This window comes from Neisseriaceae bacterium CLB008 (assembly GCA_041228285.1).
Lineage (GTDB): Bacteria > Pseudomonadota > Gammaproteobacteria > Burkholderiales > Neisseriaceae > JAGNPU01.
Genome location: CP166133.1, coordinates 1,424,077 through 1,445,175, shown reverse-complemented (window position 1 = coordinate 1,445,175; position 21,099 = coordinate 1,424,077). Strand labels below are relative to the sequence as shown.

The window sequence follows — 21,099 nt, the reverse complement described above, 5'->3', positions numbered from 1 at the left end:
CGCATGAGGCTATTTTTATGCTTTTGCCTGAGTGTGTTTAAACCGCAGCCAGCAGCTCGCCCGCTTGCGCCAGGGTTTCTGGTCGTTTGGCAAAGCACACCCGCAGCAATCTCTGGCCCACCGGCGGCTGTTGGTAAAATGCCGACAAGGGAATCGTGGCCAAGCCTTTTTCCTGAGTCAGCCATTGGGCCATGGCAAAATCGTCTAAATCATTGCGAATGGCGCTGTAGTCGACAATCTGGAAATAGGTACTGCGGCTGGGCGTATAGGTGAAACGAGAGGGTGCTAGAGCCTCTATGAGCTGGTCGCGCTTAGTTTGATAAAAGCCTGGCAGCTCATCAATGTGTTCAGGATGTTGCTGCATGAAATCGGCTAAGGCATATTGGATGGGGCTGGTGGCACAGAAGTTTAGGTATTGATAAACCTTGCGTAATTCGGCCGTCAACGCGGGTGGCGCCACCATATAGCCCGTTTTCCAACCGGTGACGTGATAGGTTTTACCAAAAGAGCTGACCACGCAGGCGCGTTGATACAGTTCGGGGTGGGCCAACACGCTGGCGTGCTGGGCGCCATCAAAAACCAAGTGTTCGTATACTTCATCGCTCAGTAGATAAATATCTCGACTACGGATTAATGCAGCTAGGGTATCTAGATCGGCGGCGCTGATTAAGGCACCGCTAGGGTTGTGAGGGCTATTTAAAATGATCAGGCGGGTTTTTTCTGTCAGGGCATCGCCAAGACGCTGCCAGTCGATGCTGAAATCATTGGCCTGTAATGGAATATGGACGCTTTTGGCGCCGGCCAGGGTAATCGCCGGCGCATAGCTGTCGTAACAAGGATCAAACACGATGACTTCATCGCCCGGATGGACTAAAGCTTGAATGGCGCAAAACAGTGCTTGAGTAGCGCCGCCAGTGATGGTGATTTCGTGTTCCGCACTGACCAGATTATGGTCGCGTTGGGCAATTTTGGCCGCTACGGCTTCTCTGAGCGATAAAATGCCGGGCATCGGTGGATACTGGTTTTGGCCAGCAAGGGCGTGGCGCCCAAGCGCCTCTAAGAGAGGTTGTGGGGCTTCAAAATCTGGGAAGCCTTGGGCCAAGTTCAGCGCTTGGTGGGTTTGGGCCAGCTGGGTCATCTGGCTAAAAATGGTGGTACCGAACTGAGCCAGTTTGCTTTTTGGGTGCATGCGGACGTGCCTCTTGATGGTTGATGGGCGCCTAGGATAGATTTTATGGATTTATTGGCGTCTAGATGTCTAAAAGATAATTTAGCACAGTGCGATCAGGTGGGCAACTGCTTGATGAGTCCGGTGGCTGTTTGGGATGGGGCGTGAACAGCGTAAGAAGAATATACGGTGGGCACGCTGGGCTGTCAGGCCAGAATTTTAGCCGTCATGTGGGCGTGACCCATGCAGATGGTTGGTTTAGACGAGCTGGGGTATTGGAAAGGGTGGATAGGCTACGCTTTACCCACCCTATGCTAGGGCTGATCACAGATTATTCTGTGGCGTCTTCGTCAAGCTGCTTCAAAAAGGCCAGTTTTTGCGCCAGTTTAATTTCTAGGCCTCGATCTACTGGCTGATAGAAATCAGGCTCGTCCATGCCGTCGGGCATATAGGTTTCACCTGCGCTGTAGCCGTGCGGCTCATCGTGGCTGTAGCGGTAGGCCTTGCCATAGCCTAGCTCTTTCATCAGCTTGGTGGGCGCGTTGCGTAGGTGGACGGGCACGGCGCTAGAACCTTGCTCGGCCACAAAAGCGCGCATTTTGTTATAGGCCATATAGCCTGCATTACTTTTGGCGGCGCTGGCCAAATACAGCACGGCTTGTGCTAAGGCCAGTTCACCTTCAGGGCTACCCAAACGCTCAAAGGTTAAGGCGGCATCATTGGCGATCTGTAGGGCGCGTGGATCAGCCAGGCCGATGTCTTCCCAAGCCATTCTGACAATGCGCCGTGACAGATAGCGTGGGTCTGCACCGCCATCAAGCATGCGGCAGAACCAATACAAAGCGGCATTAGGGTGGGAACCACGCACCGACTTGTGTAGGGCGGAAATCTGCTCGTAAAAGCCGTCTCCACCTTTGTCGAACTGCCGCACGTTGGCCGTGAGCGTGGCTTCGAGGAAGGCTGAGTCCACGCTGCTGACGCCTTGGGTGGCCGCGGCAGTGTGGGTTTGCTCCACCAGATTCAATAACCGTCGAGCGTCACCATCGGCTAGCTGGGCCAATACTTGACGCGCTGCCGGCACAATGGCCACATCTTGATAATCAGGTAAGGCCAGCGCCTTATCTACTAATTCGATCAGTTCTTCTTCACTCAAGGCTTTTAAAACATACACCTGAGCACGGCTCAATAGGGCTGGATTAACCTCAAACGAAGGGTTTTCAGTGGTGGCACCTATGAACGTGATCAAGCCGTTTTCAACATAAGGTAAAAAAGCATCTTGCTGCGCCTTATTGAAACGATGCACCTCATCTACAAATAAAATCGTGTGCTGGCCGCGCTGAAGGGCGTGCTGAGCCTTTTCTAAGGCTTCGCGAATGTCTTTGACGCCGCTGAATACCGCTGAAATGGGTAAAAATTGGGCGTCAAAGCTATTGGCCAAAATACGCGCAAGCGTGGTTTTGCCAACGCCAGGAGGCCCCCAAAACAGCATAGAATGCGGTTTACCGCTTTGAACCGCGAGGCTTAATGGCTTATTTGGGCCGACCAAATGGCGTTGACCGCTGACTTCGGCAAGGGTCTTGGGGCGCAGCTGTTCGGCTAAAGGGGCGGTGGGTTCGCGGGTAAATAAGTCGTTCATGGATTAGCGGCGGCAAAGGTCAATAAAGCCTAAGTTTATCATGTTCCGGTTTAACGTGTTTTTAATAGGCCAGTAAAAAGTGCTCTGTGCTTGACATAGTCATGATATATATTATATAAATATACATAATATAAAACTATATATTATATTATCGTTAAACCATTAAACTTGAAAAGGAATCATCATGCGTCAAAACGTTGGCTGTATCGATAGGGGTATTCGCATTGTTGTGGGCTTGGCCCTCGTGATTGCAGCATTCAGTGGCGCCTTAGGCGCTTGGGCTTATCTGGGGGCGATCCCGTTACTGGCGGGTTTGCTGGGTTCATGCCCACTGTATAGCCTGGCCGGTATCAGCACGAAGAAGGGGTGTGGAACCAAATGTGGTTAAAGCCTAATGTTGGGCTTAGGTAATGGGTAAGGCGTTGGCCACTCAGTAAATGATGATTTTTTGTATCGTTCCCTATGCTCTTTTTGACGTCTACACTGTAGGCCCTTAAGCGAGGCCCTTAAGCGTAGGGTGGGTCGCGACCCACGCGGGTTTTAAATGTAGACAGGGGGATACGCTAAGAGGAGTGGATAGTCTACGCTTTACCTGCCCTATGTGACGGTAACAAACCATGGTTTCCTTTGTACCGCTTTCGACATCTCTGCCGATGTTAAAATCACCTCTAATGCTTCAAAACGGTGGGCACGCTGCGCTTTGCCCACCTTACCAATGGCCAATAAACTATTCTTTATGAATTATGGATATAATGGCTCGCATTGTATTCGTATGGCGCGTCTGGTCTTGAATTTCATTAACACCTTGTCTTTAAATAAATTATTGTATTTCTTGGCGAGGGATCGCCGCAGGCATTGAATACAGTACTACTATTCACTCGCATTGAGCTGTTTTAAATGATAATGATTTGTATTTGTGGGCCTTTCAGGGCATAATAAGCGCTACCGATAATGAAAAAAGAAAGAGGCCATGATGACCCCAGTTGCACCTAAAAAAACCAAATTAAGCGTGGTTGAAAAGCATTACATTACCCCTAATTACTTAAGCGTTGTCCTCACTGGTGACGACGTGCCCCTTTACGCTGACGCGACCTTAGGCGCCAACAATAAAATTTTTGTGCCGCCATTAGGCCATAAAACCGTTGTGTTACCTACTCACGACCCTGAGCAGGGTTGGATTGTGGATGATCCTGCCTTTTTGCCCACGGTGCGTACCTATACCCACCGCGCCATTGATTTGGACAAAAACACCATGACCATCGATTTTGCCGTGCATGAAGGCGACAGCATCGCCTGCCAGTGGGCGGTTAATGCTCAAGTGGGTGATGAGCTGGGCGTGACCATGAAGGCGGGTAAGCAAAAGTTGCTGCCGGAGGTGGGCCATTATGTGTTTGTCACTGACCCAACCGGCATTCCGGTGACGGCAGCCTTATTGGAGCGCTTGCCTGCTGGCAGTAAGGCTGTGGTCATCGCTGAAGTGACGACTGAAGCCGACCACTATCCCTTTACCAGCGCCGCAGAGTTAAGCGTTGAGTGGTTGTATAACCCACATCCAGATCAAGGCAGCGCTTTGGCTGATGCCTTAAAGGCTAATCCAGACGTCTTGGCCTGGCCGGCTGAAAATCGCTTTGCCCACATCACTGCCGAACACGGTACGGTACGGATGGCGCGTAATTACCTGCGTAAAGAACAAGGTTGGCAACGCGAAGAGTGTTACGCTTGTGCCTACTGGCAAATCGGTCGTCGTGAAGGTGAAATGAAGGGCCGTAAAGTCATCGACGATTAATCGTCGGCGCTGAAATCAAAAATCACGATCTTAGATCGTGATTTTTTTTGTTTTGAATCAGGCGCTGTGCTTTAGATGGGTTGTGGCTTTGGCGTGATACGGTCGTATGCTGCCGCCAATAGGAACACCAGCAGCGAAGGCAATAGCCAAGCCAGGCTTTGTTCCGCCAAAGGCAGGTGCTGTAACCACTGCGGCAAGAAAACCGTCCAGCCTAAGCCTTGCAGTGCATCTAAAACGCCAAACACTAAGCTCACCAGCATCACCGGGGCCAACACGCGGTTGCGGTGCTGCCACCATTTTAGGGTAAAGCTGAGCAGCACCAAGACAATGCAGGGCGGGTAGATGATGGTCATCACGGGAATCGACACTTGAATCAAATGACTCAAGCCCAAATTCGACACTAGGGCGGAGAAAAGGCTTAGCCCCCACACCAGCGACCGATAAGAAAACGGCAGGTGTTGCGCAAAAAATTCAGCGCAGGCACAGGTGAGGCCGACCGCCGTGACCATGCAGGCGATGAAGATTAAGGCTGCTAAAAAGAGGCTGCCCAAGTGGCCAAACGTCGCCTGTACATAGGCGTGGAGGATGTTGGCGCCATTTTGCGCCGCAGGAACCAAAGTACCGCTGCCTTCGCCTAGTTTAAATAAGCTTAAGTAAATCAAGGTTAGGCCAATACCGGCGATCAGGCCTGCCTTGACGGTGTAGCGAGTCAAGAGTTTGGGGTCGCCAATGCCGCGAGAGCGCGCCGCATTCACGATCACGATGCCAAACACTAAGGCGCCTAAAGTGTCCATAGTGAGGTAGCCGTTTACAAAGCCTAGGGATAAGGGTTGCTGTTGATAAGCAGCGGTGGCTTCTATGGGCGGACCTGCAGGCCACAGTACTGCGGCGATGCCTAATATGGCTAAGGCCAGAATCTTTAACGGTGCTAAAAAATGGCCCACTACATCGAGCAGCTTGCCTGGATACAGAGAAATCAGCGTGATGATGGCGAAATAAACCACGCTGTACACCAATAGTGGCATGGGGCCTGAACCAACTAGGTGGGCAATGCCGACTTCAAACGATACAGTGGCGGTGCGAGGAGTGGCAAAGAGGGGGCCAACGGCTAAATAGCAAGCGGTGGCCAAGATTAAGCCAGCGGTTCGGCCAATAGGTGCGCTCAAGGCTTCAATGCCGCCGCCAACGCGGGCTAAGGCGATGATGGTTAACACCGGTAGGCCAACGGCGGTGATTAAAAAGCCGAGGGCCGCGATCCAGACGTGGTCACCTGATTGTAGGCCAACCATAGGAGGGAAAATAATGTTGCCGGCGCCCACGAAAAGGGCGAACGTCATGAAGCCAAGGGCCATGATGTCCTTGGTGGTTAAGCGTGCGTGCATGTACAGGGATCACCTTATGCGAAAACGAAAGAATCCGGCATCATGTGGGCAGATTGTGTCTGCGCATGATGCCGGTATCGGGTATGGCTTAGTGCTAAGGCTTATAGGCCGTCAAGAAAACGCTCTACGTCTAGCGCCGCTTGGCAACCGCTGGCGGCGCTGGTAATGGCTTGACGATAAATGTGGTCTTGCACGTCGCCTGCGGCAAACACGCCTTTAATGCTGGTTTGGCCGGCATTGCCTTCGCGCCCACCTTCAGTGATCAGATAGCCAGTTTCATCCATTTCTAGCTGACCTTTGAAAATGTCGGTGTTGGGATTGTGACCAATGGCGATGAATACGCCTTGAACTTTGATGTCTTCAGTGCTGCCATCGTTAAACTTCACGCGGGCACCGTTGACGCCGCTGTTGTCGCCTAAAATTTCATCTAGGTTGGCGTTTAGCTTCAAGGTAATTTTGCCTTCAGCCACGCGCGACATCAGTTTGTCGACCATGATTTTTTCCGCGCGGAAGGTTTCGCGGCGGTGGATCAAGGTCACGTGGTTGGTGATGTTGGCTAGGTATAAGGCTTCTTCTAGGGCAGTGTTACCGCCGCCGACAACGGCCACGTCTTGGTTTTTGTAGAAAAACCCGTCACAGGTGGCGCAGGCAGACACGCCTTTACCAGCGAAGGTTTCTTCGCTTGGCAAACCAAGGTATTTGGCTGAGGCACCGGTGGCAATGATCAGGGCGTCGCAGGTGTATTCACCCATGTCGCCAACTAAACGGAAAGGACGCTGTTGTAGTTCAGCAGTATGAATTTGGTCAAACACCATTTCGGTACCAAAGCGCTCAGCATGGGCTAAGAAACGCGCCATTAGTTCTGGGCCTTCTACGCCATTAGGGTCTGCTGGCCAGTTGTCCACGTCGGTGGTGGTCATCAATTGACCGCCTTGGGCAATACCGGTAATTAAGGTAGGGCTTAGGTTGGCGCGGGCGGCGTAAACGGCGGCCGTGTAGCCGGCAGGGCCAGAACCCAAAATAATTAATTTACTGTGTTTGGCTTCGCTCATGAGGGCGTCCTTTCAATAGTCAGTCTTAAATATAGCTAGACAGTATCGGCCACTGGGGCAAATACGTCTAATTTATTCTTTTATCAGTCCGATAGCGTTTTTTGATAGCAGCTCGATGCTGGCTGCATGCACTTGATCGGGCAGTAAATCGTGTAAACACTTGGTATGGCCTAGGGGGCAAACCCGTTCAAAACACGGGCTGCAGTCTAGGTTTAAGGTCATGATTTTGGCTTCATCGCTGAGCGGGGGGGTAAAGTCGGGGCTGGATGAGCCATACAGTGCCACTAAAGGCTTTTGTAGGGCGGCCGCGACGTGCATCAAACCGGAGTCGTTACACACCACCCATTCGCTCAAGGCTAAGAGGTCAATGGCTTCGGCTAAGCCGGTCTGGCCGCATAGGTTCACGCACTGATTGCCGCTTTGTTCATTGATGTCGTTGGCGATGGTGTCGGCGTCTTTTTTCGAGCCAAAGATCCACACCTGCTTGCCCTCATTCAAACAACGTTGTGCCAGAGCGGCAAAGTGATGGGCTGGCCATTGCTTGGCTGGGCCGTATTCGGCGCCAGGGCAAAACGCCACAATGGGTTTATCTAGGCTCAGGCCAAACTTAGCCACGGCTTCTGCTTGAGCATCAGGATTAACGCTCAAACGTGGATGCGGTACTTTAGGTAAAGGAAAGCCGTGTGGTTCGGAGAGGGCGAAAAAACGCTGCACCATTTTGGGCAGAGCCACTTCATCCAATAGATAAATGTCGTTGAGTAAAATGCGGCGAGACTCGCCTAAATAGCCGGTACGTACTTTAATGCCGGCAAAAAACGGCACCAGGGCAGACTTAAGCGAATTAGGTAATACGATGACTTGATCAAACCGTTCGGCGCGCAAGCTTTTACCGTTGCGGTAACGATCCATCAAGCGCAGTTCACCGTGCCCAAAAGGATTTAAGTGGGTTTGCTGTACTTCAGGCATACGGCTCAGCAGGGGGAAGGTCCAGGCCGATGCGTATACGTGAAGCTCTAACTTAGGGTGTTGCTCATGCAGGCGTCGAAACAAGGGCTGTGCCATGACACAGTCCCCAATCCACGACGGGGCAATGATGAGGATTTTTTGCGTCATCAGGCTTTAATGTCCTGCGGGCATTTCGCCAACAAATTTGTACAGGGTGCCGCAATAAGGGCAACGCGCTTGGCCATGCTCTAGCGGCAAGAAAACGCGAGGGTGGTTGCTCCAAAGCGCCACGTCGGCGGTGGGGCAATGTAGGGGTAAATCTTTGGCAGTGACTTCAATCACATTATTGGGGCGAACGTTGGTAGACATAAGTACTCCTAAAACAACAGGCAACCGAGCGTTGCCTGTGATGCGTCAAAACAAAGGTTAGTCGATGTAGGTTAACCAAGACTCGTAGGCTGGATTTTCGCCTTTAACAATGGCGAAGTAGCGTTTTTGAATCTCTTCGGTAATCGGGCCGCGGCTGCCGCTGCCGATTTGGCGACGGTCTAATTCGCGAATAGGGGTTACTTCAGCGGCGGTACCGCAGAAGAAGGCCTCATCAGCAGAATACATTTCGTCACGGGTGATGCGTTTTTCAACCACTTCTAGGCCCATGTCTTTAGCAATGTGCAAAATGGTGTCGCGGGTAATGCCTTCTAGGGCCGCAGTTAAATCTGGGGTGTAGAGCTTACCATTGCGGTAGATGAACACGTTTTCGCCCGAGCCTTCGGCCACATAGCCGTCAACGTCAAGGAGCAGCGCTTCATCGTAACCGTCAGCGGTGGCTTCGTTATTGGCTAAAATTGAGTTCATGTAGTTGCCGCTGGCCTTGGCTTTACACATGGTCACGTTCACGTGATGGCGTGAGAATGAGCTGGTTTTAATGCGGATGCCACGGGTCATGCCTTCTTCGCCTAGATAGGCGCCCCAAGCCCAAGCGGCCACAATAGCGTTGACGTCTTTAACCGCAGGCGCCACGCCCAGTTTTTCCGAGCCATAAAACGCCATCGGGCGGAAATAGCATTCGTTCAAATTGTTGGCTTTGACCACGTCAATGTGGGCCTGATTGATTTGCTCTTTGGTGTAAGGCAGCTTCATGTTCAAAATATGGGCAGAGCGGAACAGGCGGTCGGTATGGTCTTGTAGACGATAAATAGCCGTTCCTTTTGGGGTTTTATAGGCACGAACGCCTTCAAAAATACCCAAACCGTAATGCAAAGAATGCGTTAAAACGTGTGTATTGGCGTCGCGCCAATCTACTAACTGCCCGTTGTACCAGATGAATCCATCTCTATCTGCCATTGACATGATGTACTGCTCCTATTGATCAAAAAGTTTTTTATTAACCGGCCCTATGATGCCCAAAGAAAGAGGGGCTTATAGTGCGCCTTATCGTCTGATTATACATGCCCTGTCGCTCAATAGAATACCCAAACGCACACACCGTTGTGAATTTTGGCAATCTCTATGAAAAACTTAAAGATATTGCTTCTGTTTCGACTTTGTACTTGGGCCGCCACACCCGATCAAAACCCGTATTCTTGGCATTTATGATACGCACTTTCCCTATTTTGATGGTTCTGGCGCCGTAAAAAGAGAAATTTAGGTGCTTTACTGCGCAGCTTTAGTCGGTTTCACGCATGGATAGGGCCTGTTTGATGTCAACGGCGACGATGCGCGACACGCCTTTTTCCTGCATGGTGACGCCGACCAGCTGCTCGGCCATTTCCATGGTCAAGCGGTTGTGGGAAATGTATAAGAACTGCGTGTTGACGCTCATTTCTTTCACCAGCTGACAAAAACGGCTGGTATTGGCGTCATCCAGCGGCGCATCAACCTCATCCAATAAACAGAACGGGGCAGGATTGAGGCTAAATAGGGCAAACACCAAACTCATGGCGGTTAAGGCTTTCTCACCGCCAGACAATAGGTGAATGGTGCTGTTTTTCTTACCTGGCGGCCGCGCCATGATCGACACACCGGCGCTGAGCAGATCGTCGCCGACCATTTCTAATTTGGCCTCACCGCCGCCAAATAGGGTGGGGAAGAATTTTTGTACTTTCTCATTGACGGCATCAAAGGTTTCTTTAAATAGCGCCTTACTTTCATCGTCAATCTTGGCGATGGCGTCGGTCAGCGCGGCCATCGCTTGCTGTAAGTCTTCGCTTTGGGTTTGATAATACAGTGCCCGCTGTTCCGCCTCGTCTAGTTCCTCTAGGGCTGCCAAATTCACCGCGCCGAGGCCCTCAAGCAGGCGGGCCAAGGCCACAATCTCTTGTGACAGCTCTTCTGGGCTGGTGGTCAGCTCGCTGCGCTGGGCACGTAGCAGCGCCAAATCGACGTCGTGGGCGGTTAATTCTTCGCCAAACCGTTCGGCTTGGAGTTTGGCCTCTTGCTGGGCCAAAAGCTGTGCCTGTAGCGCTTGCTGTAGCTGCGGCTGACGGGCACTCAATTGCTGTTGTTGGGCATTCAATTGTTGGCTGTGCTGGCGGATCTGTTCTAATTCGTTTTGGGCATCTTGTAACTGGGTTTGGACCGTCTCTTGGGCCGCTTCTAGCGTCAATAAGGCCTGCTGCTGGTCTTCATGCTGCTGGGCGTCATCGTGGCCTAAGGCCAGCTCGCTTTGGCGTTGGCTTAGGGCTTGATGTTGGCTGGCGATATGGGCCAGTTCTTGTTCGGCTTGGGCAATGTTTTGCAGCAGCTTTTGTTCGGCGATCTGTTCTAGGCCCAGCTGGCGGTTGGCCTCAAACACCGTGGCGCGGGCCTGTTTTAACGCATGCTGCTGTGCCTGGCGTTGAGTCTGGGTGTGCTGATGGTCTTCACCCAGGGCGTAGAGCGCTTCTTCTAGCTCCATTACACTCATGGTTAAGGTTTCCAACGCCAGGGCTAATTCCTCCAGGCTGGCCTCATTTTGCGCCTGCTCTTGCTCAATGTGCTGCTGGCGCAGCTGGGTTTGGTTGGCGCGCGCCAGCAGCTGCGTGGCCTGATTGTTGGCTTCACGCAACGTGTCGCTGAGCTGCTGTAGCTGCTGCTTGTGCTGGCGCTGAATTTGCTGCTGCTGCACGTGTTGTGCCTGTAATTGGGCAACACGATCGGCCGCCTGATCACATTCTGGCGCCAGCTGGGTCAAGGCTGCTTGTAGCTCAGTCACCTTGTGCTGACGCACCAGCTGGTTGTCTGCTTGATTCTGACTTTGCAGGCTGACGCTGTGGGCGCTCACTACATGGCCTTCCGGCGTGAGCCAGCATTGCTGGCCCTGTAATTGTGATTGTTGTGCTAAGGCCTCAGTGAGGCTGTCGGCGCAATAGACGGCGCCCAGCCAGTCGGCCAAAGCAGCGGTGAAATCGCCTTGCTGGTCGATGTGCTGTAACACACATTGAGCGGCCCCCATATCGGCTGCGATCGCAGGCGAACCCTTTTGAGTCAACACCACGGTGGGCGCTGTTTTTGCCGCAGCCGCCGCGACCCGCGGGTCTGCCATGCGTGCTTGCAGGCGTTCGCCTAAATAAGCCGCCACTGCCTGCTGCCATTTAGGCGCCACTTGAATGGTTTGCCATAGGGCCGCGGCCTCCCCAAGACCGTGCTCGGCCCAAAACGGCGTGGCTGATTCGCTGTCGCTGTTTAACAGCGCTGCTAGAGCATCATGTTGGGCGCTGAGGCGCAGTTGCTGGGCCTGGCACTCATGCTGTTGGGCCTGTGCCGCTTGAATGTTGGTGGCTAGGGTGTCTAATGTGTCTTCGCTATGCTGTAAGAGCTCACTTAAGGTGTTGTGCTGGTATTGCGCTTCTTCAACCTGCTGCTGGGCCGCAGCAACTTGGGCCGCATCGGGGACGTTTAAGGCCGCTAGCTCTGCGCTTAAAGCCTGTTGGCGCTGGCTGATTTGCTGCTGCTGTTGGCGCTTGTGCTGCTGGGTTTGCTGATTCAATTCAAGGCTGCGCTTGAGCCGGTTGTGTTCATCACTTTGGCTGGTATAAGCGCTGTCTAGCTGGCCAGCTTGATCTTCAAGCATAGGCAGCTGCATCTGCGCTTCTTCAACCTTCAGCGCCCATTCTTCAACAATGATTTGTTTTTCGGCCAACACCATTTGCGCCTGTGCTAGGCGCTCGGTGGCGGCCTCGTTTGCTTGACTCAGCTGGGCCAGCTGTACATCGGCCTGCTGCTGCTCACGCAGGCGCCGCTGCTGTGTGTCTTGCTGATGTCGAATCTGTTCTTCTAGTCTGGCCAGTTGTTCACGGGTCATGGCCCCCTGGGTTTGAATTTGATTAACGGCGTTTTGAGCGTCGTATTCGCTCAGCTGCTGCTGGTAAAGGGCCTCATTGATTTGGGTGAGGCCTAGGCTGATTTCGGCCTGTTCCGTTTCTAAGGCGGCCAGGGCGACCCGTGCCGTTTGTTCGGCGCTTTGAGCCTCATCATGACGTACGAGGGCCAATAGGTTTTGTTTATGGTGAAGATCGGTTTTTAGATGTTGGTAGCGTGATGCTACTTTGGCCTGGCGCGCCAGACGTTCCATTTGTCGTTCTAGCTCGGTTTGTAAGTCTTGCAAGCGGGCCAAGTTATCGTGGGTGTCTTTTAGGCGTGCTTCGGTTTCTTTACGGCGCTCTTTATATTTCGACACGCCAGCCGCTTCTTCCAGATAGGCGCGTAAATCTTCAGGGCGGGCTTCAATGATGCGCGAAATCATGCCTTGCTCGATCACCGCATAGCCGCGGGCGCCGACGCCAGTGCCTAGAAACAGATCGGTGATGTCTTTACGGCGTACCTGCTGTTGGTTGATGAAATAGGCCGAATCACCCTGGCGATTGAGGGTCCGTTTGATGGCGATTTCGCCATATTGGCCCCAGGCCCCTTGCAGGACATGGTCTGAGTTATCGAAAACCAGTTCGACGGCGGCGCGAGAAACCGGCTTACGGGTGTTGGCGCCGTTGAAAATCACGTCTTGCATGTTTTGACCGCGTAGCTGCTTGGCCGAGGCTTCGCCCAGTACCCAGCGCACGGCGTCGATCACATTACTCTTGCCGCAACCATTGGGGCCAATCACCGCCACCAGTTGGCCAGGCACATGGATGTTGGTTGGATCAACAAAAGACTTAAAGCCAGCAAGTTTGATATGGGTAAGGCGCACGAACAACCCCTGAATACGGTAGAGAGAAGCGGATTTTAACCGAAAACCCGACAACATGCTCGTCGGGTGTGAAGGCTATACTAACTTTAATCAGCCCAGTCGCGTTTGACCCGGTCGAGCTGGCGCCGATCGCGCTTGGTTGGCCGTCCGTCAGGATAGGCTTGTGAGCCTCTGGCGGCTTGATTTAACGCCTGTAATTCATCACGCTTGGCGACCACGGTGGCGTCTTCTTGATACAGTAGGCGCGCTTCAGGAGCCGGCCGGCGCTGCGGATTCAGGCCCTGAACCGTGAGCTTATACGGCAGTGAATTCAGCGTCATGTCGATGACGTTGCCGACCACTATGTATTTGCTGTTTTTGACCTTGTCGCCATTAACCTGTACTCGGCCTAGCTCAATGTGTTTTTGCGCTAAGGCGCGGGTTTTAAAAAAGCGAGCGGCCCAAAGCCATTTGTCTAGGCGCATTTCAGTGAGTTGATTCATCAGCATTCTTTCTCAAGGTTTCGTGTTGGCTAAAGCGCAGGCCTAATTCACGGCTACCAAAAGCGTTTAAATGGTTATTGTTCATGAACATGGGCTTGCCGTTTATCGTCAGCGAAGCCGGTATATAGGGCTCAATGTCGACCCAATGGACGTTGGGAATGTCGGCGATCAAGGCCTTCATACGGGCATTGGCCTGTTGCGTGGCGGCATCGGGTTTAGGCCGATTGGCCGTTTCTAAAGCATCTAGGCCGAGCTGATTTAATTTGATCGACCGTACCGGATTATAGTCAGCATTTTGTACCGATGAAAATACATAAATGGGTTTTTGGCGCGACAGCAGCTGCACCGTGGTGATGAATTTTTGCTCATAATCTGGGTCGGCGTAGCGGCTATTGGTTAAACCCAGTTGATAAGACCAGCGCGAGGCTAGAAAAATCACGTCATACTCATCCCAGTGTTGTTTGATGTAATTTTGTAATTCTTGGCACAAAGCCAAGACCGAATCATCTAGAGCGGTGTCAAAGTCGTAGTGGCGAACCGGCGAACAGGCGCTGACGGAACGCACGTCGGCGCGCCAGCCTTCTTTGCGCCCAACGATGTCAATGAATTTAGCCAAATGAGCCGTATAGGAATCGCCGACCATCAACACCGACACGGGCGCTTTGGGATCACCTTGGCTACAGTCGGCATCGAAACGGTCATAACAGACATCGTCGCCCAAATAAGTAAGCTCCGTCGAGGGATACAGCTTGGCCTGCCAAGGCGGTAAATGGCTGGCGGCCACTAGCCCCCAAATCAAAGCGGCTGGCGCCACATAAATCAGCATAAAGCTTGGCCACAGGTTTAGGCGCGTATGGCGTACAGGCTTTTCGACGCCATAATAGCTGAGTATCGACAGCAACAGCATGAGCGCGACCGCCACGCTCAGCCAGCTTAAGGGCAGGGCATCGGCACCATATACATAGCGCATCAATGCCAAGATGGGCCAATGCCACAGATACAAAGAGAACGACCACAGGCCAACCAAAATGACCCAGGGCTGTTGAAACAGCCATTTACTGCGGTGGCTGAGGCCATCATCGTAAATGAATAAAGTCACGCCAAGGGTCGGCAATAAGGCGCTCAGGCCGGGAAAGCGCATATCCGGTTTATAAAACACCAAACAGCCCAGCATGATGGCCAGGCCTAAATAGCCTAAGATGCGGCGATAAGGCCGCTGCCGATAGGGCCATAGGGCCATGGCGCAGCCCAGCAGCAGCTCAGGTGCGCGCACCCACGGCATGTAATAAGCTTGTTCAGGATGAACGTTGACCTGCCATTGGGCCAAGGCCGTGAATGCCAGCAACAGCAGCAGCGTTGTGACAAAGAGGCCACGGCCTTGATTAAAGCGGCGCAGGAGCCAGAATAAGGCCAAGAGCAGTAGGGGCCAGACAAAATAAAACTGCTCCTCAACCGCCAACGACCATAGATGCAGCAGGGGCTTCTCATTGACGCCGACATCGAAATAGCTGCTTTGGCCAAAAGCAAAGTTGGCGCGAAACTGCACCGCATAGGTGGCTGTATGCAGATAGCTGTCTAAGTCATGAGCCACCAAGAGCAAGAGACTGGCGACGGTGGTGACGGTTAAAACGGTAAAAAACAGCGGTAAAATACGCTTGATGCGGCGCGTGTAAAAGGTCACAAAAGAAAAACGCCCCGCGATCACCTGTTTGTGGATGATGGCGGTGATTAAAAAACCCGAGATCACAAAGAAAAAATCCACGCCCAAAAAACCACCCGGCAGCCAAGCGGGGTTGAGGTGGAACACGATCACCGCCACGACAGCGAGGGCGCGTAGGCCATCGATGTCAGGACGGTATTGAATAGTAGGAGGGGCAGACACGTTTAAAGCACACCTTTTTATACAGTTAAGGGCGTTGTGGGCAGTATTGCCATTGTCCCAAAGCTAAGTCTAAATCAAATAAATTGATTGAACCGATGGCAACGCGCACCAGGCGTAAGCAGGGAAAGCCTGCCTTGGCACACATCCGGCGCACTTGACGGTTTTTGCCTTCGCTGATTTTGATTTCCAACCAAAAATCCGGCACAGTTTGGCGGACGCGAATCGGCGGCTCACGGTGCCATAAATTGTTCGGCTCGACAACCCTCACTTTGGCTGGCGCGGTGACAAAATCACCTAAATCAACGCCCTTGGCCAACATGGCTAGGCCTGCTTCAGTGGGCACGCCTTCTACCTGCGCCCAATAGGTTTTCTCTAGTTTGTACTTGGGTTCGGCAATCTGCGCCTGCAGGCGGCCATTATTCGTGAGTAGCAATAGCCCCTCGCTATCGGTGTCTAAACGGCCGGCGGGATAAAAGCCGGGTTGGTCAATATAAGCCTTAAGCGTTTGATGTTTTTCATGTTTGCTAAATTGACAGATGACGCCGTAGGGCTTATTCAGGGCGATTAAATCATTCATGGGTTTTGGGCTTCTATGGTTTTTTCTGGGGTAATGTCTAATTATCGTGGATTTTGTGCGATGCATCTAGCCATAAGTTGGGATTTCTAGGATAATGAGGCCTGATTGATCAATGCATCACTTTCCTATTATTACAAGCATGAGCTTTGTAATGACTTCAAAAATAATATATCAGGAGCAGAGAATGAGTCATATTAAAGTGCCTGAAGGCGGCCAAAAGATTGTACCAGGTCAAGCCATCCCTAATAACCCAATCATTCCTTTCATCGAAGGTGACGGTATCGGTATCGACATCACCCCAGTGATGAAAGACGTGATTAATGCTGCGGTTAAAAAAGCCTATAACGGCAGCAAAGAAATCCATTGGATGGAAGTATTTGCGGGCGAAAAAGCCACCAAAGTATACGGTGACAACGTTTGGTTGCCTGAAGAAACGCTAGAAGCGCTTAAAGCTTATTCTGTTTCTATTAAAGGCCCAATGACCACGCCAGTAGGCGGCGGTATTCGTTCATTGAACGTGGCCTTGCGCCAAGAACTAGACCTGTTCCAGTGCGTGCGTCCTGTACGTTACTTCTCTGGCGTGCCTTCGCCATTGAAAGATCCTACGCAAACTGACATGGTGATCTTCCGCGAAAACACTGAAGACATCTACTGCGGCATCGAATGGCAAGCCGAATCTGGCGATGCTAAAAAAGTCATCGACTTCTTGCAAAAAGAAATGGGCGTAAACAAGATCCGCTTCCCTGAAACTTCAGGCATCGGCATCAAACCTGTTTCTAAACAAGGTACCCAACGTTTGGTACGTGCGGCCATGCAATACGTGATCGACAACGATCGCGATAGCTTGACCATCGTACACAAAGGCAACATCATGAAGTACACCGAAGGTGGCTTCCGTGACTGGGCCTACGAATTAGCCCAAACTGAGTTTGGCGCTGAATTGATCGACGGCGGCCCTTGGTGCCAGTTCAAGAACCCTAAAACCGGTAAAAACATCATCGTTAAAGATGCGATTGCCGACGCGTTCTTGCAACAAATCTTATTACGTCCTGCTGAATACGATGTGATTGCCACATTGAACCTAAACGGTGACTACGTATCTGACGCCTTAGCGGCTCAAGTGGGCGGTATTGGTATTGCTCCAGGCGCCAACATCTCTGATCAGTACGCTATTTTTGAAGCCACCCACGGTACCGCACCTAAATACGCAGGCCAAGACAAAGTGAACCCAGGTTCATTGATTCTGTCTGCTGAAATGATGTTGCGCCACTTAGGCTGGACTGAAGCGGCCGATCTAGTGATCAGCTCTATGGAAAAAGCCATTGCCGACAAGCAAGTGACTTACGACTTTGCCCGCCTAATGGACGGTGCTAACGAAGTAAGCTGCTCTGCCTTCGGTAACGCCATGATCGAACGCATGTAATTGCTCTTTCATGTAAAAAAGCCAAACGCTTAGCGTTTGGCTTTTTTTTGTTCTTTTCAATCCAATAAGACTTAGGCGACGTGCTCATCATTGACTAAGGCCGTTGCCACCAAGGGCGTGAGGGCAGTAGGCTGGGTTGCGGCATCTTCGCTGGCGTATTCTTTTTTCTCACCAATGTAGCGGCCGCCTTCCATGATCACCAAGTGTTCGGCGATGATGGTGGCGTTAACCAAGCCCTTATGGCCAATGATGACCTTATTAGCCGTGATTTTACCGTTGATGTTGCCAAATACACTGACTTCTTGGGCCACAACCTCACCGGTTAAGACGCCGCCTTCGCTGATCATCACCCGCGTTTGTGAGTTGGCTAGGCCTTCAAAAACGCCGTCAATTTGCACCATGTGGTCGCTGTTGATTTCGCCTTTAAGCGTTGTGGCGACCGCTACAATGGTTAAATGCTTGTCGTTGCCTAAATGACTTCGTTTACGAAAAACGCCCATTCTACTTCCTTTTCATTTTTAAAAACATAATCAAAATTGTGCTGATCCCAGCGAATAAAATTAGCGCTGTCTAACGGCGTGTTCCTGAAGCGAACTTCATAATGTAGATGAGGGCCTGTACTGCGTCCGGTGTTGCCGCTGGCGGCGATGACCATGCCTTTTTTGACCAAGTCTCCAGGCTGCACCAAAATGTCATCAAGATGGGCAAAAACCGTCTGAAAGCCAAAGGCATGGTCAATCTTCACCACTTTACCGTAGCCATTTTGGCTTTCTGCTACGCTGACCATGCCGTTGGCCGTGGCCTGCACCTTGGTGCCAATGGCGGCGCGAATATCTAGGCCGCTGTGGGCCAAGACTTCACCCAGGACAGGGTGGTTGCGCCGCCCAAAACCACTGGTGACCTGTACCTTAACCTCTGGTAGCGGGGTGCCGCTTGGGATGAGCTGCAAAAACGCCTGTTTTTTGACTGCTGCGGTTTGGTTGATGTCACCAATGCTAAAGCGTCTGCCCTCACGCACCTGTTCCGCTTCCATATCGGCCTTATAGGTTAGCAGCGTTTGGTTTTGGCGCCACAGCAGGGCAGAATGCCGATATTGATCAAATAAAAAAATACCCGCACCCGTCATGAGGGCGCAATAGCCCAGTAAGAGGCCCATGCCCCAATATAGTTTTAGCTTTAAATTTTGCTTGGCCGTAAACGTACGGCTACCGGCCGCACTGCTGATGGTAATGATCATGCTGCGCTGCTGCGGTTTGGCGCTGGCCTGCCGATGACGACGCCAGCGCCAGATAGAATCTTCTTGAGCCATAATGTCACCAAATCAATCGTCATATATTGCACTTTACGAGTCGCATTCTAAAACAGAATCGTCCTAGTGGCAACTGCTCTGTTTTTTAAATACTTTTATAAAACAATAGGATAATAGAACTGTGACCACGCATTAAAGGCGTTTATCCTGAAGGACGATCATGGTTTTTTGATTTGAATCGACTAATAAAGGCAATGCTCATGCCCGATGTATGGCACATGAACAATGTATTTCTACTTTGGAATGAAATAACGGTTTGTTATTTAAATTACCTAGTGCTTTGAGGCTAAAAGTGATATTTTAAATGGGTAGACGGATTATTAACGTGATTATTTGGGCAAAGGAAAGGACAACTATGGGCAGTTTAATTAAGAACTGGTGGATCCTCACCATCATGGGCATCTTGTTTGTGCTATTGGGCATTTATGTGATGATGCAACCCTTGATCAGCTTCATTATTTTGGCACAAATCATTGCCGCTTACTTCTTGGTGACCGGTATTTTTGAAGTGGCGTTTGCTTTGAGCAACACCAAAATAGCTGGGTGGGGTTGGCGCTTGGCTAAGGGGGCATTAGACATCATTATTGGTGCCTATCTATTGAAAAACCCAGGTTTACCTGAGGCCTTTTTGCTATTTTTGACTGCGTTTTGGATTTTATTTTACGGGGCTTCTTTAGTGTCTTTTTCATTCGACATCAAGAATTTAGGCATCTCAGGCTGGGCGTTTTGGCTAATCATCGGCATCATCACGATTCTGGCCGCCTGCTACCTCTTGTTTAATCCTGGCGGTGGCGTGCTGTTTGTCGCGTCGTTCCTGGCCATCTCTTCGATTATTTTAGGGCTGTTTAACCTATACGCCGGCCAACGGCTACGCAAAATCGGCCGCTTTTATCATTAAAGCATGACCGCTATGCCCCTGCGTTGCAGCCGCCACGCAGGGGCATGTTTGCGTCTGGGGTCAGCGGTTTTAAGGCTTTAGATTGATTGGCTGCGCCAGGGTGCGTATTAAGGCACAGCCGTCTTCGGTGGCCGTCATGTAAAACGTTTGTTCTTCTAGGACGCTGATGAATTCTCGCGTTTCTCCTTGCCGATCAGTTATACCGCAGTAATAGCGTCGGCCTTGAGCGGTATCGGTAAACACCTCATAGGCAGAGCCTACGGCGGGTTCATCGTCTTCATACACGCGCTTAAAACGTAAATTATAAAAGGGTTTTGGCGTCAAGGCTTGAATACTGGCGCGCCATGCTTCACGGCCTATGCCTTGCTGTAACAGTGGCCAATGCTGGGTAAACTGGGCCCAATCATGGTTCAGAGCCCGCGCTTGAACCTCATTACTCAGCTGTATTTCATGGGTTTCATTACCTAACCACACGCTGACCCAACCGCCGGTTTTGACGGTGACAATAAGACGGTTAAATACAGACAAATCGTCACGCCCATCTTTTAGGCTATGCCTGACATACTGTTGCAGCTTCTTGGTCGGCAAGGGTAGGCGAATGGACCAGAATTGATCCTCCTCAGCAGCAGAAAACCAACGTAGCCGCAACAGGCTAGGTAATTGTTTTAAATCATTGATGGCTAAAGCAGGGCCAGCATCAAGCTCAGGCCACACGGGCCAGGCATCGAGATTGAGGCGATGCTGCCCATCGGCGCTGATGAAATACGCTTGCGGCGCATCCAGCACAAAACCACTGCTACTGGGGTGGGTAAAGCGCGCATGAAGCTCTAGCAGCGGCTGTGCACCGCTGAGTAGGGGAAGGCATAGGGCTAGGCCTAAACCCAGCCTCGCCAAGGTGCAGGCTAAACGAGGCATTTATGCGGCAGGCCGACGAAAAACCAATAGCTTGGCGGTCAGTTTCTGCACCACTTGTTGGTTTTGGTTAAACGTTTCGCAATAGAGGGTAATCATGCCACGGTCGGGCTTGGAATGAGAAGGTTTAATCTCTTTCAGCGTCGCCACCACGTTTAAAACGTCGCCAGGACGAGTAGGGCGTGGCCATGAGGTGGTGGTTTCAGCGCCGACAATGCCAGCGGCTAAAGGCAAGGTTTGCACCAAGAGGCGCATGGTGACGCCGGCCGTGTGCCAGCCGCTGGCGGCTAAGCCTTGGAAAAAGCTTTGTGCTGCCGCGACTTCATCTAAATGAAAGGGCTGTGGATCGTAGCGCTGCGCAAAGTCCTTAATTTCAGCAGCGGTCATTTCATAATGGCCACTTAAGAATTGATCGCCGACGACGAGGTCATCGAGATAGCGTTTGTGAGTATAGTCAGGTGCAGCCGTCATGTTGTCCTCGAA

19 protein-coding genes are annotated in these 21,099 nt (G+C 51.6%); 4 read left to right on the top strand and 15 right to left on the bottom strand.

Annotation, left to right across the window (positions count from 1 at the left end):
* Positions 1 to 37: 37 nt before the first annotated feature.
* Positions 38 to 1,189: a pyridoxal phosphate-dependent aminotransferase gene (locus tag AB8Q18_06630; protein XDZ52734.1), complete on the bottom strand. Its 1,152-nt coding sequence runs from the start codon at positions 1,187 to 1,189 to the stop codon at positions 38 to 40.
* A 310-nt stretch (positions 1,190 to 1,499) separates the two neighbouring features.
* Positions 1,500 to 2,804: a replication-associated recombination protein A gene (locus AB8Q18_06625; protein ID XDZ52733.1), complete on the bottom strand. Its 1,305-nt coding sequence runs from the start codon at positions 2,802 to 2,804 to the stop codon at positions 1,500 to 1,502.
* Positions 2,805 to 2,988: 184 nt separating this feature from the next.
* On the opposite strand from AB8Q18_06625, the gene AB8Q18_06620 reads away from it, so the two are divergent.
* Both AB8Q18_06620 and AB8Q18_06615 read left to right on the top strand, forming a co-directional pair.
* Positions 2,989 to 3,192: a DUF2892 domain-containing protein gene (locus AB8Q18_06620; protein ID XDZ52732.1), complete on the top strand. Its 204-nt coding sequence runs from the start codon at positions 2,989 to 2,991 to the stop codon at positions 3,190 to 3,192.
* Positions 3,193 to 3,774: 582 nt separating this feature from the next.
* Positions 3,775 to 4,590, top strand: a complete 816-nt coding sequence (locus AB8Q18_06615; protein XDZ52731.1) for a siderophore-interacting protein — start codon at positions 3,775 to 3,777, stop codon at positions 4,588 to 4,590.
* A 71-nt stretch (positions 4,591 to 4,661) separates the two neighbouring features.
* Here the strand turns inward: AB8Q18_06615 and brnQ are convergent, their stop codons facing one another.
* From brnQ to AB8Q18_06570, 9 genes are all read right to left on the bottom strand, one after another.
* Positions 4,662 to 5,972 (bottom strand): branched-chain amino acid transport system II carrier protein, encoded by a 1,311-nt coding sequence (gene brnQ / locus AB8Q18_06610; GenBank protein XDZ52730.1) that lies wholly within the window; start codon positions 5,970 to 5,972, stop codon positions 4,662 to 4,664.
* 101 nt (positions 5,973 to 6,073) lie between these two features.
* Positions 6,074 to 7,024 carry a thioredoxin-disulfide reductase gene (gene trxB, locus AB8Q18_06605; GenBank protein XDZ52729.1) on the bottom strand — a complete coding sequence of 317 codons (951 nt, stop codon included), beginning with the start codon at positions 7,022 to 7,024 and terminating at the stop codon, positions 6,074 to 6,076.
* 72 nt (positions 7,025 to 7,096) lie between these two features.
* Entirely contained in the window at positions 7,097 to 8,137 is a 1,041-nt protein-coding gene (gene waaF / locus AB8Q18_06600; GenBank protein XDZ52728.1) for a lipopolysaccharide heptosyltransferase II, read from the bottom strand.
* 6 nt (positions 8,138 to 8,143) lie between these two features.
* A complete protein-coding gene (locus tag AB8Q18_06595) occupies positions 8,144 to 8,338 on the bottom strand; it encodes a zinc-finger domain-containing protein (GenBank protein XDZ52727.1) in 195 nt (64 codons plus the stop codon).
* Between the two features lie 57 nt (positions 8,339 to 8,395).
* A complete protein-coding gene (locus AB8Q18_06590) occupies positions 8,396 to 9,319 on the bottom strand; it encodes a branched-chain amino acid transaminase (GenBank protein ID XDZ52726.1) in 924 nt (307 codons plus the stop codon).
* A gap of 316 nt (positions 9,320 to 9,635) precedes the next feature.
* Positions 9,636 to 13,133, bottom strand: a complete 3,498-nt coding sequence (gene smc, locus AB8Q18_06585; GenBank protein XDZ52725.1) for a chromosome segregation protein SMC — start codon at positions 13,131 to 13,133, stop codon at positions 9,636 to 9,638.
* A gap of 86 nt (positions 13,134 to 13,219) precedes the next feature.
* A complete protein-coding gene (locus AB8Q18_06580) occupies positions 13,220 to 13,615 on the bottom strand; it encodes an RNA-binding S4 domain-containing protein (protein ID XDZ52724.1) in 396 nt (131 codons plus the stop codon).
* Entirely contained in the window at positions 13,599 to 15,497 is a 1,899-nt protein-coding gene (locus AB8Q18_06575) for an acyltransferase family protein (protein ID XDZ52723.1), read from the bottom strand. Before AB8Q18_06575 ends, AB8Q18_06580 begins: the two co-directional genes overlap by 17 nt.
* Positions 15,498 to 15,522: 25 nt before the next feature.
* Entirely contained in the window at positions 15,523 to 16,074 is a 552-nt protein-coding gene (locus AB8Q18_06570) for a pseudouridine synthase (protein XDZ52722.1), read from the bottom strand.
* Between the two features lie 184 nt (positions 16,075 to 16,258).
* Between AB8Q18_06570 and icd the strand changes: the two genes are divergently transcribed.
* A complete protein-coding gene (gene icd, locus AB8Q18_06565; GenBank protein ID XDZ52721.1) occupies positions 16,259 to 17,497 on the top strand; it encodes an NADP-dependent isocitrate dehydrogenase in 1,239 nt (412 codons plus the stop codon).
* Between the two features lie 71 nt (positions 17,498 to 17,568).
* Here the strand turns inward: icd and AB8Q18_06560 are convergent, their stop codons facing one another.
* Positions 17,569 to 17,997: a polymer-forming cytoskeletal protein gene (locus AB8Q18_06560; protein ID XDZ52720.1), complete on the bottom strand. Its 429-nt coding sequence runs from the start codon at positions 17,995 to 17,997 to the stop codon at positions 17,569 to 17,571.
* Positions 17,967 to 18,806: a M23 family metallopeptidase gene (locus AB8Q18_06555; protein XDZ52719.1), complete on the bottom strand. Its 840-nt coding sequence runs from the start codon at positions 18,804 to 18,806 to the stop codon at positions 17,967 to 17,969. Before AB8Q18_06555 ends, AB8Q18_06560 begins: the two co-directional genes overlap by 31 nt.
* A gap of 355 nt (positions 18,807 to 19,161) precedes the next feature.
* Here AB8Q18_06555 and AB8Q18_06550 point away from each other — a divergent pair, with 355 nt between their 5' ends.
* Positions 19,162 to 19,704: an HdeD family acid-resistance protein gene (locus AB8Q18_06550; protein ID XDZ52718.1), complete on the top strand. Its 543-nt coding sequence runs from the start codon at positions 19,162 to 19,164 to the stop codon at positions 19,702 to 19,704.
* 69 nt (positions 19,705 to 19,773) lie between these two features.
* Here AB8Q18_06550 and AB8Q18_06545 read toward each other — a convergent pair whose 3' ends face one another.
* Positions 19,774 to 20,619 (bottom strand): DUF2931 family protein, encoded by an 846-nt coding sequence (locus tag AB8Q18_06545; protein ID XDZ52717.1) that lies wholly within the window; start codon positions 20,617 to 20,619, stop codon positions 19,774 to 19,776.
* Positions 20,620 to 21,087 (bottom strand): MaoC family dehydratase, encoded by a 468-nt coding sequence (locus tag AB8Q18_06540; protein ID XDZ52716.1) that lies wholly within the window; start codon positions 21,085 to 21,087, stop codon positions 20,620 to 20,622.
* Positions 21,088 to 21,099: the final 12 nt, after the last annotated feature.

What these genes read in the sequence shown, in the direction of transcription:
- icd (XDZ52721.1), top strand. Translation starts at nt 16,259, where the DNA reads ATGAGTCATATTAAAGTGCCTGAAGGCGGCCAAAAGATTGTACCAGGT.
- AB8Q18_06555 (XDZ52719.1), bottom strand. Translation starts at nt 18,806, where the DNA reads ATGGCTCAAGAAGATTCTATCTGGCGCTGGCGTCGTCATCGGCAGGCC.
- AB8Q18_06590 (XDZ52726.1), bottom strand. Translation starts at nt 9,319, where the DNA reads ATGTCAATGGCAGATAGAGATGGATTCATCTGGTACAACGGGCAGTTA.
- AB8Q18_06595 (XDZ52727.1), bottom strand. Translation starts at nt 8,338, where the DNA reads ATGTCTACCAACGTTCGCCCCAATAATGTGATTGAAGTCACTGCCAAA.
- AB8Q18_06625 (XDZ52733.1), bottom strand. Translation starts at nt 2,804, where the DNA reads ATGAACGACTTATTTACCCGCGAACCCACCGCCCCTTTAGCCGAACAG.
- AB8Q18_06550 (XDZ52718.1), top strand. Translation starts at nt 19,162, where the DNA reads ATGGGCAGTTTAATTAAGAACTGGTGGATCCTCACCATCATGGGCATC.
- AB8Q18_06630 (XDZ52734.1), bottom strand. Translation starts at nt 1,189, where the DNA reads ATGCACCCAAAAAGCAAACTGGCTCAGTTCGGTACCACCATTTTTAGC.
- AB8Q18_06540 (XDZ52716.1), bottom strand. Translation starts at nt 21,087, where the DNA reads ATGACGGCTGCACCTGACTATACTCACAAACGCTATCTCGATGACCTC.
- AB8Q18_06620 (XDZ52732.1), top strand. Translation starts at nt 2,989, where the DNA reads ATGCGTCAAAACGTTGGCTGTATCGATAGGGGTATTCGCATTGTTGTG.
- waaF (XDZ52728.1), bottom strand. Translation starts at nt 8,137, where the DNA reads ATGACGCAAAAAATCCTCATCATTGCCCCGTCGTGGATTGGGGACTGT.
- AB8Q18_06560 (XDZ52720.1), bottom strand. Translation starts at nt 17,997, where the DNA reads ATGGGCGTTTTTCGTAAACGAAGTCATTTAGGCAACGACAAGCATTTA.
- AB8Q18_06545 (XDZ52717.1), bottom strand. Translation starts at nt 20,619, where the DNA reads ATGCCTCGTTTAGCCTGCACCTTGGCGAGGCTGGGTTTAGGCCTAGCC.
- AB8Q18_06615 (XDZ52731.1), top strand. Translation starts at nt 3,775, where the DNA reads ATGATGACCCCAGTTGCACCTAAAAAAACCAAATTAAGCGTGGTTGAA.
- trxB (XDZ52729.1), bottom strand. Translation starts at nt 7,024, where the DNA reads ATGAGCGAAGCCAAACACAGTAAATTAATTATTTTGGGTTCTGGCCCT.
- brnQ (XDZ52730.1), bottom strand. Translation starts at nt 5,972, where the DNA reads ATGCACGCACGCTTAACCACCAAGGACATCATGGCCCTTGGCTTCATG.
- AB8Q18_06570 (XDZ52722.1), bottom strand. Translation starts at nt 16,074, where the DNA reads ATGAATGATTTAATCGCCCTGAATAAGCCCTACGGCGTCATCTGTCAA.
- AB8Q18_06580 (XDZ52724.1), bottom strand. Translation starts at nt 13,615, where the DNA reads ATGAATCAACTCACTGAAATGCGCCTAGACAAATGGCTTTGGGCCGCT.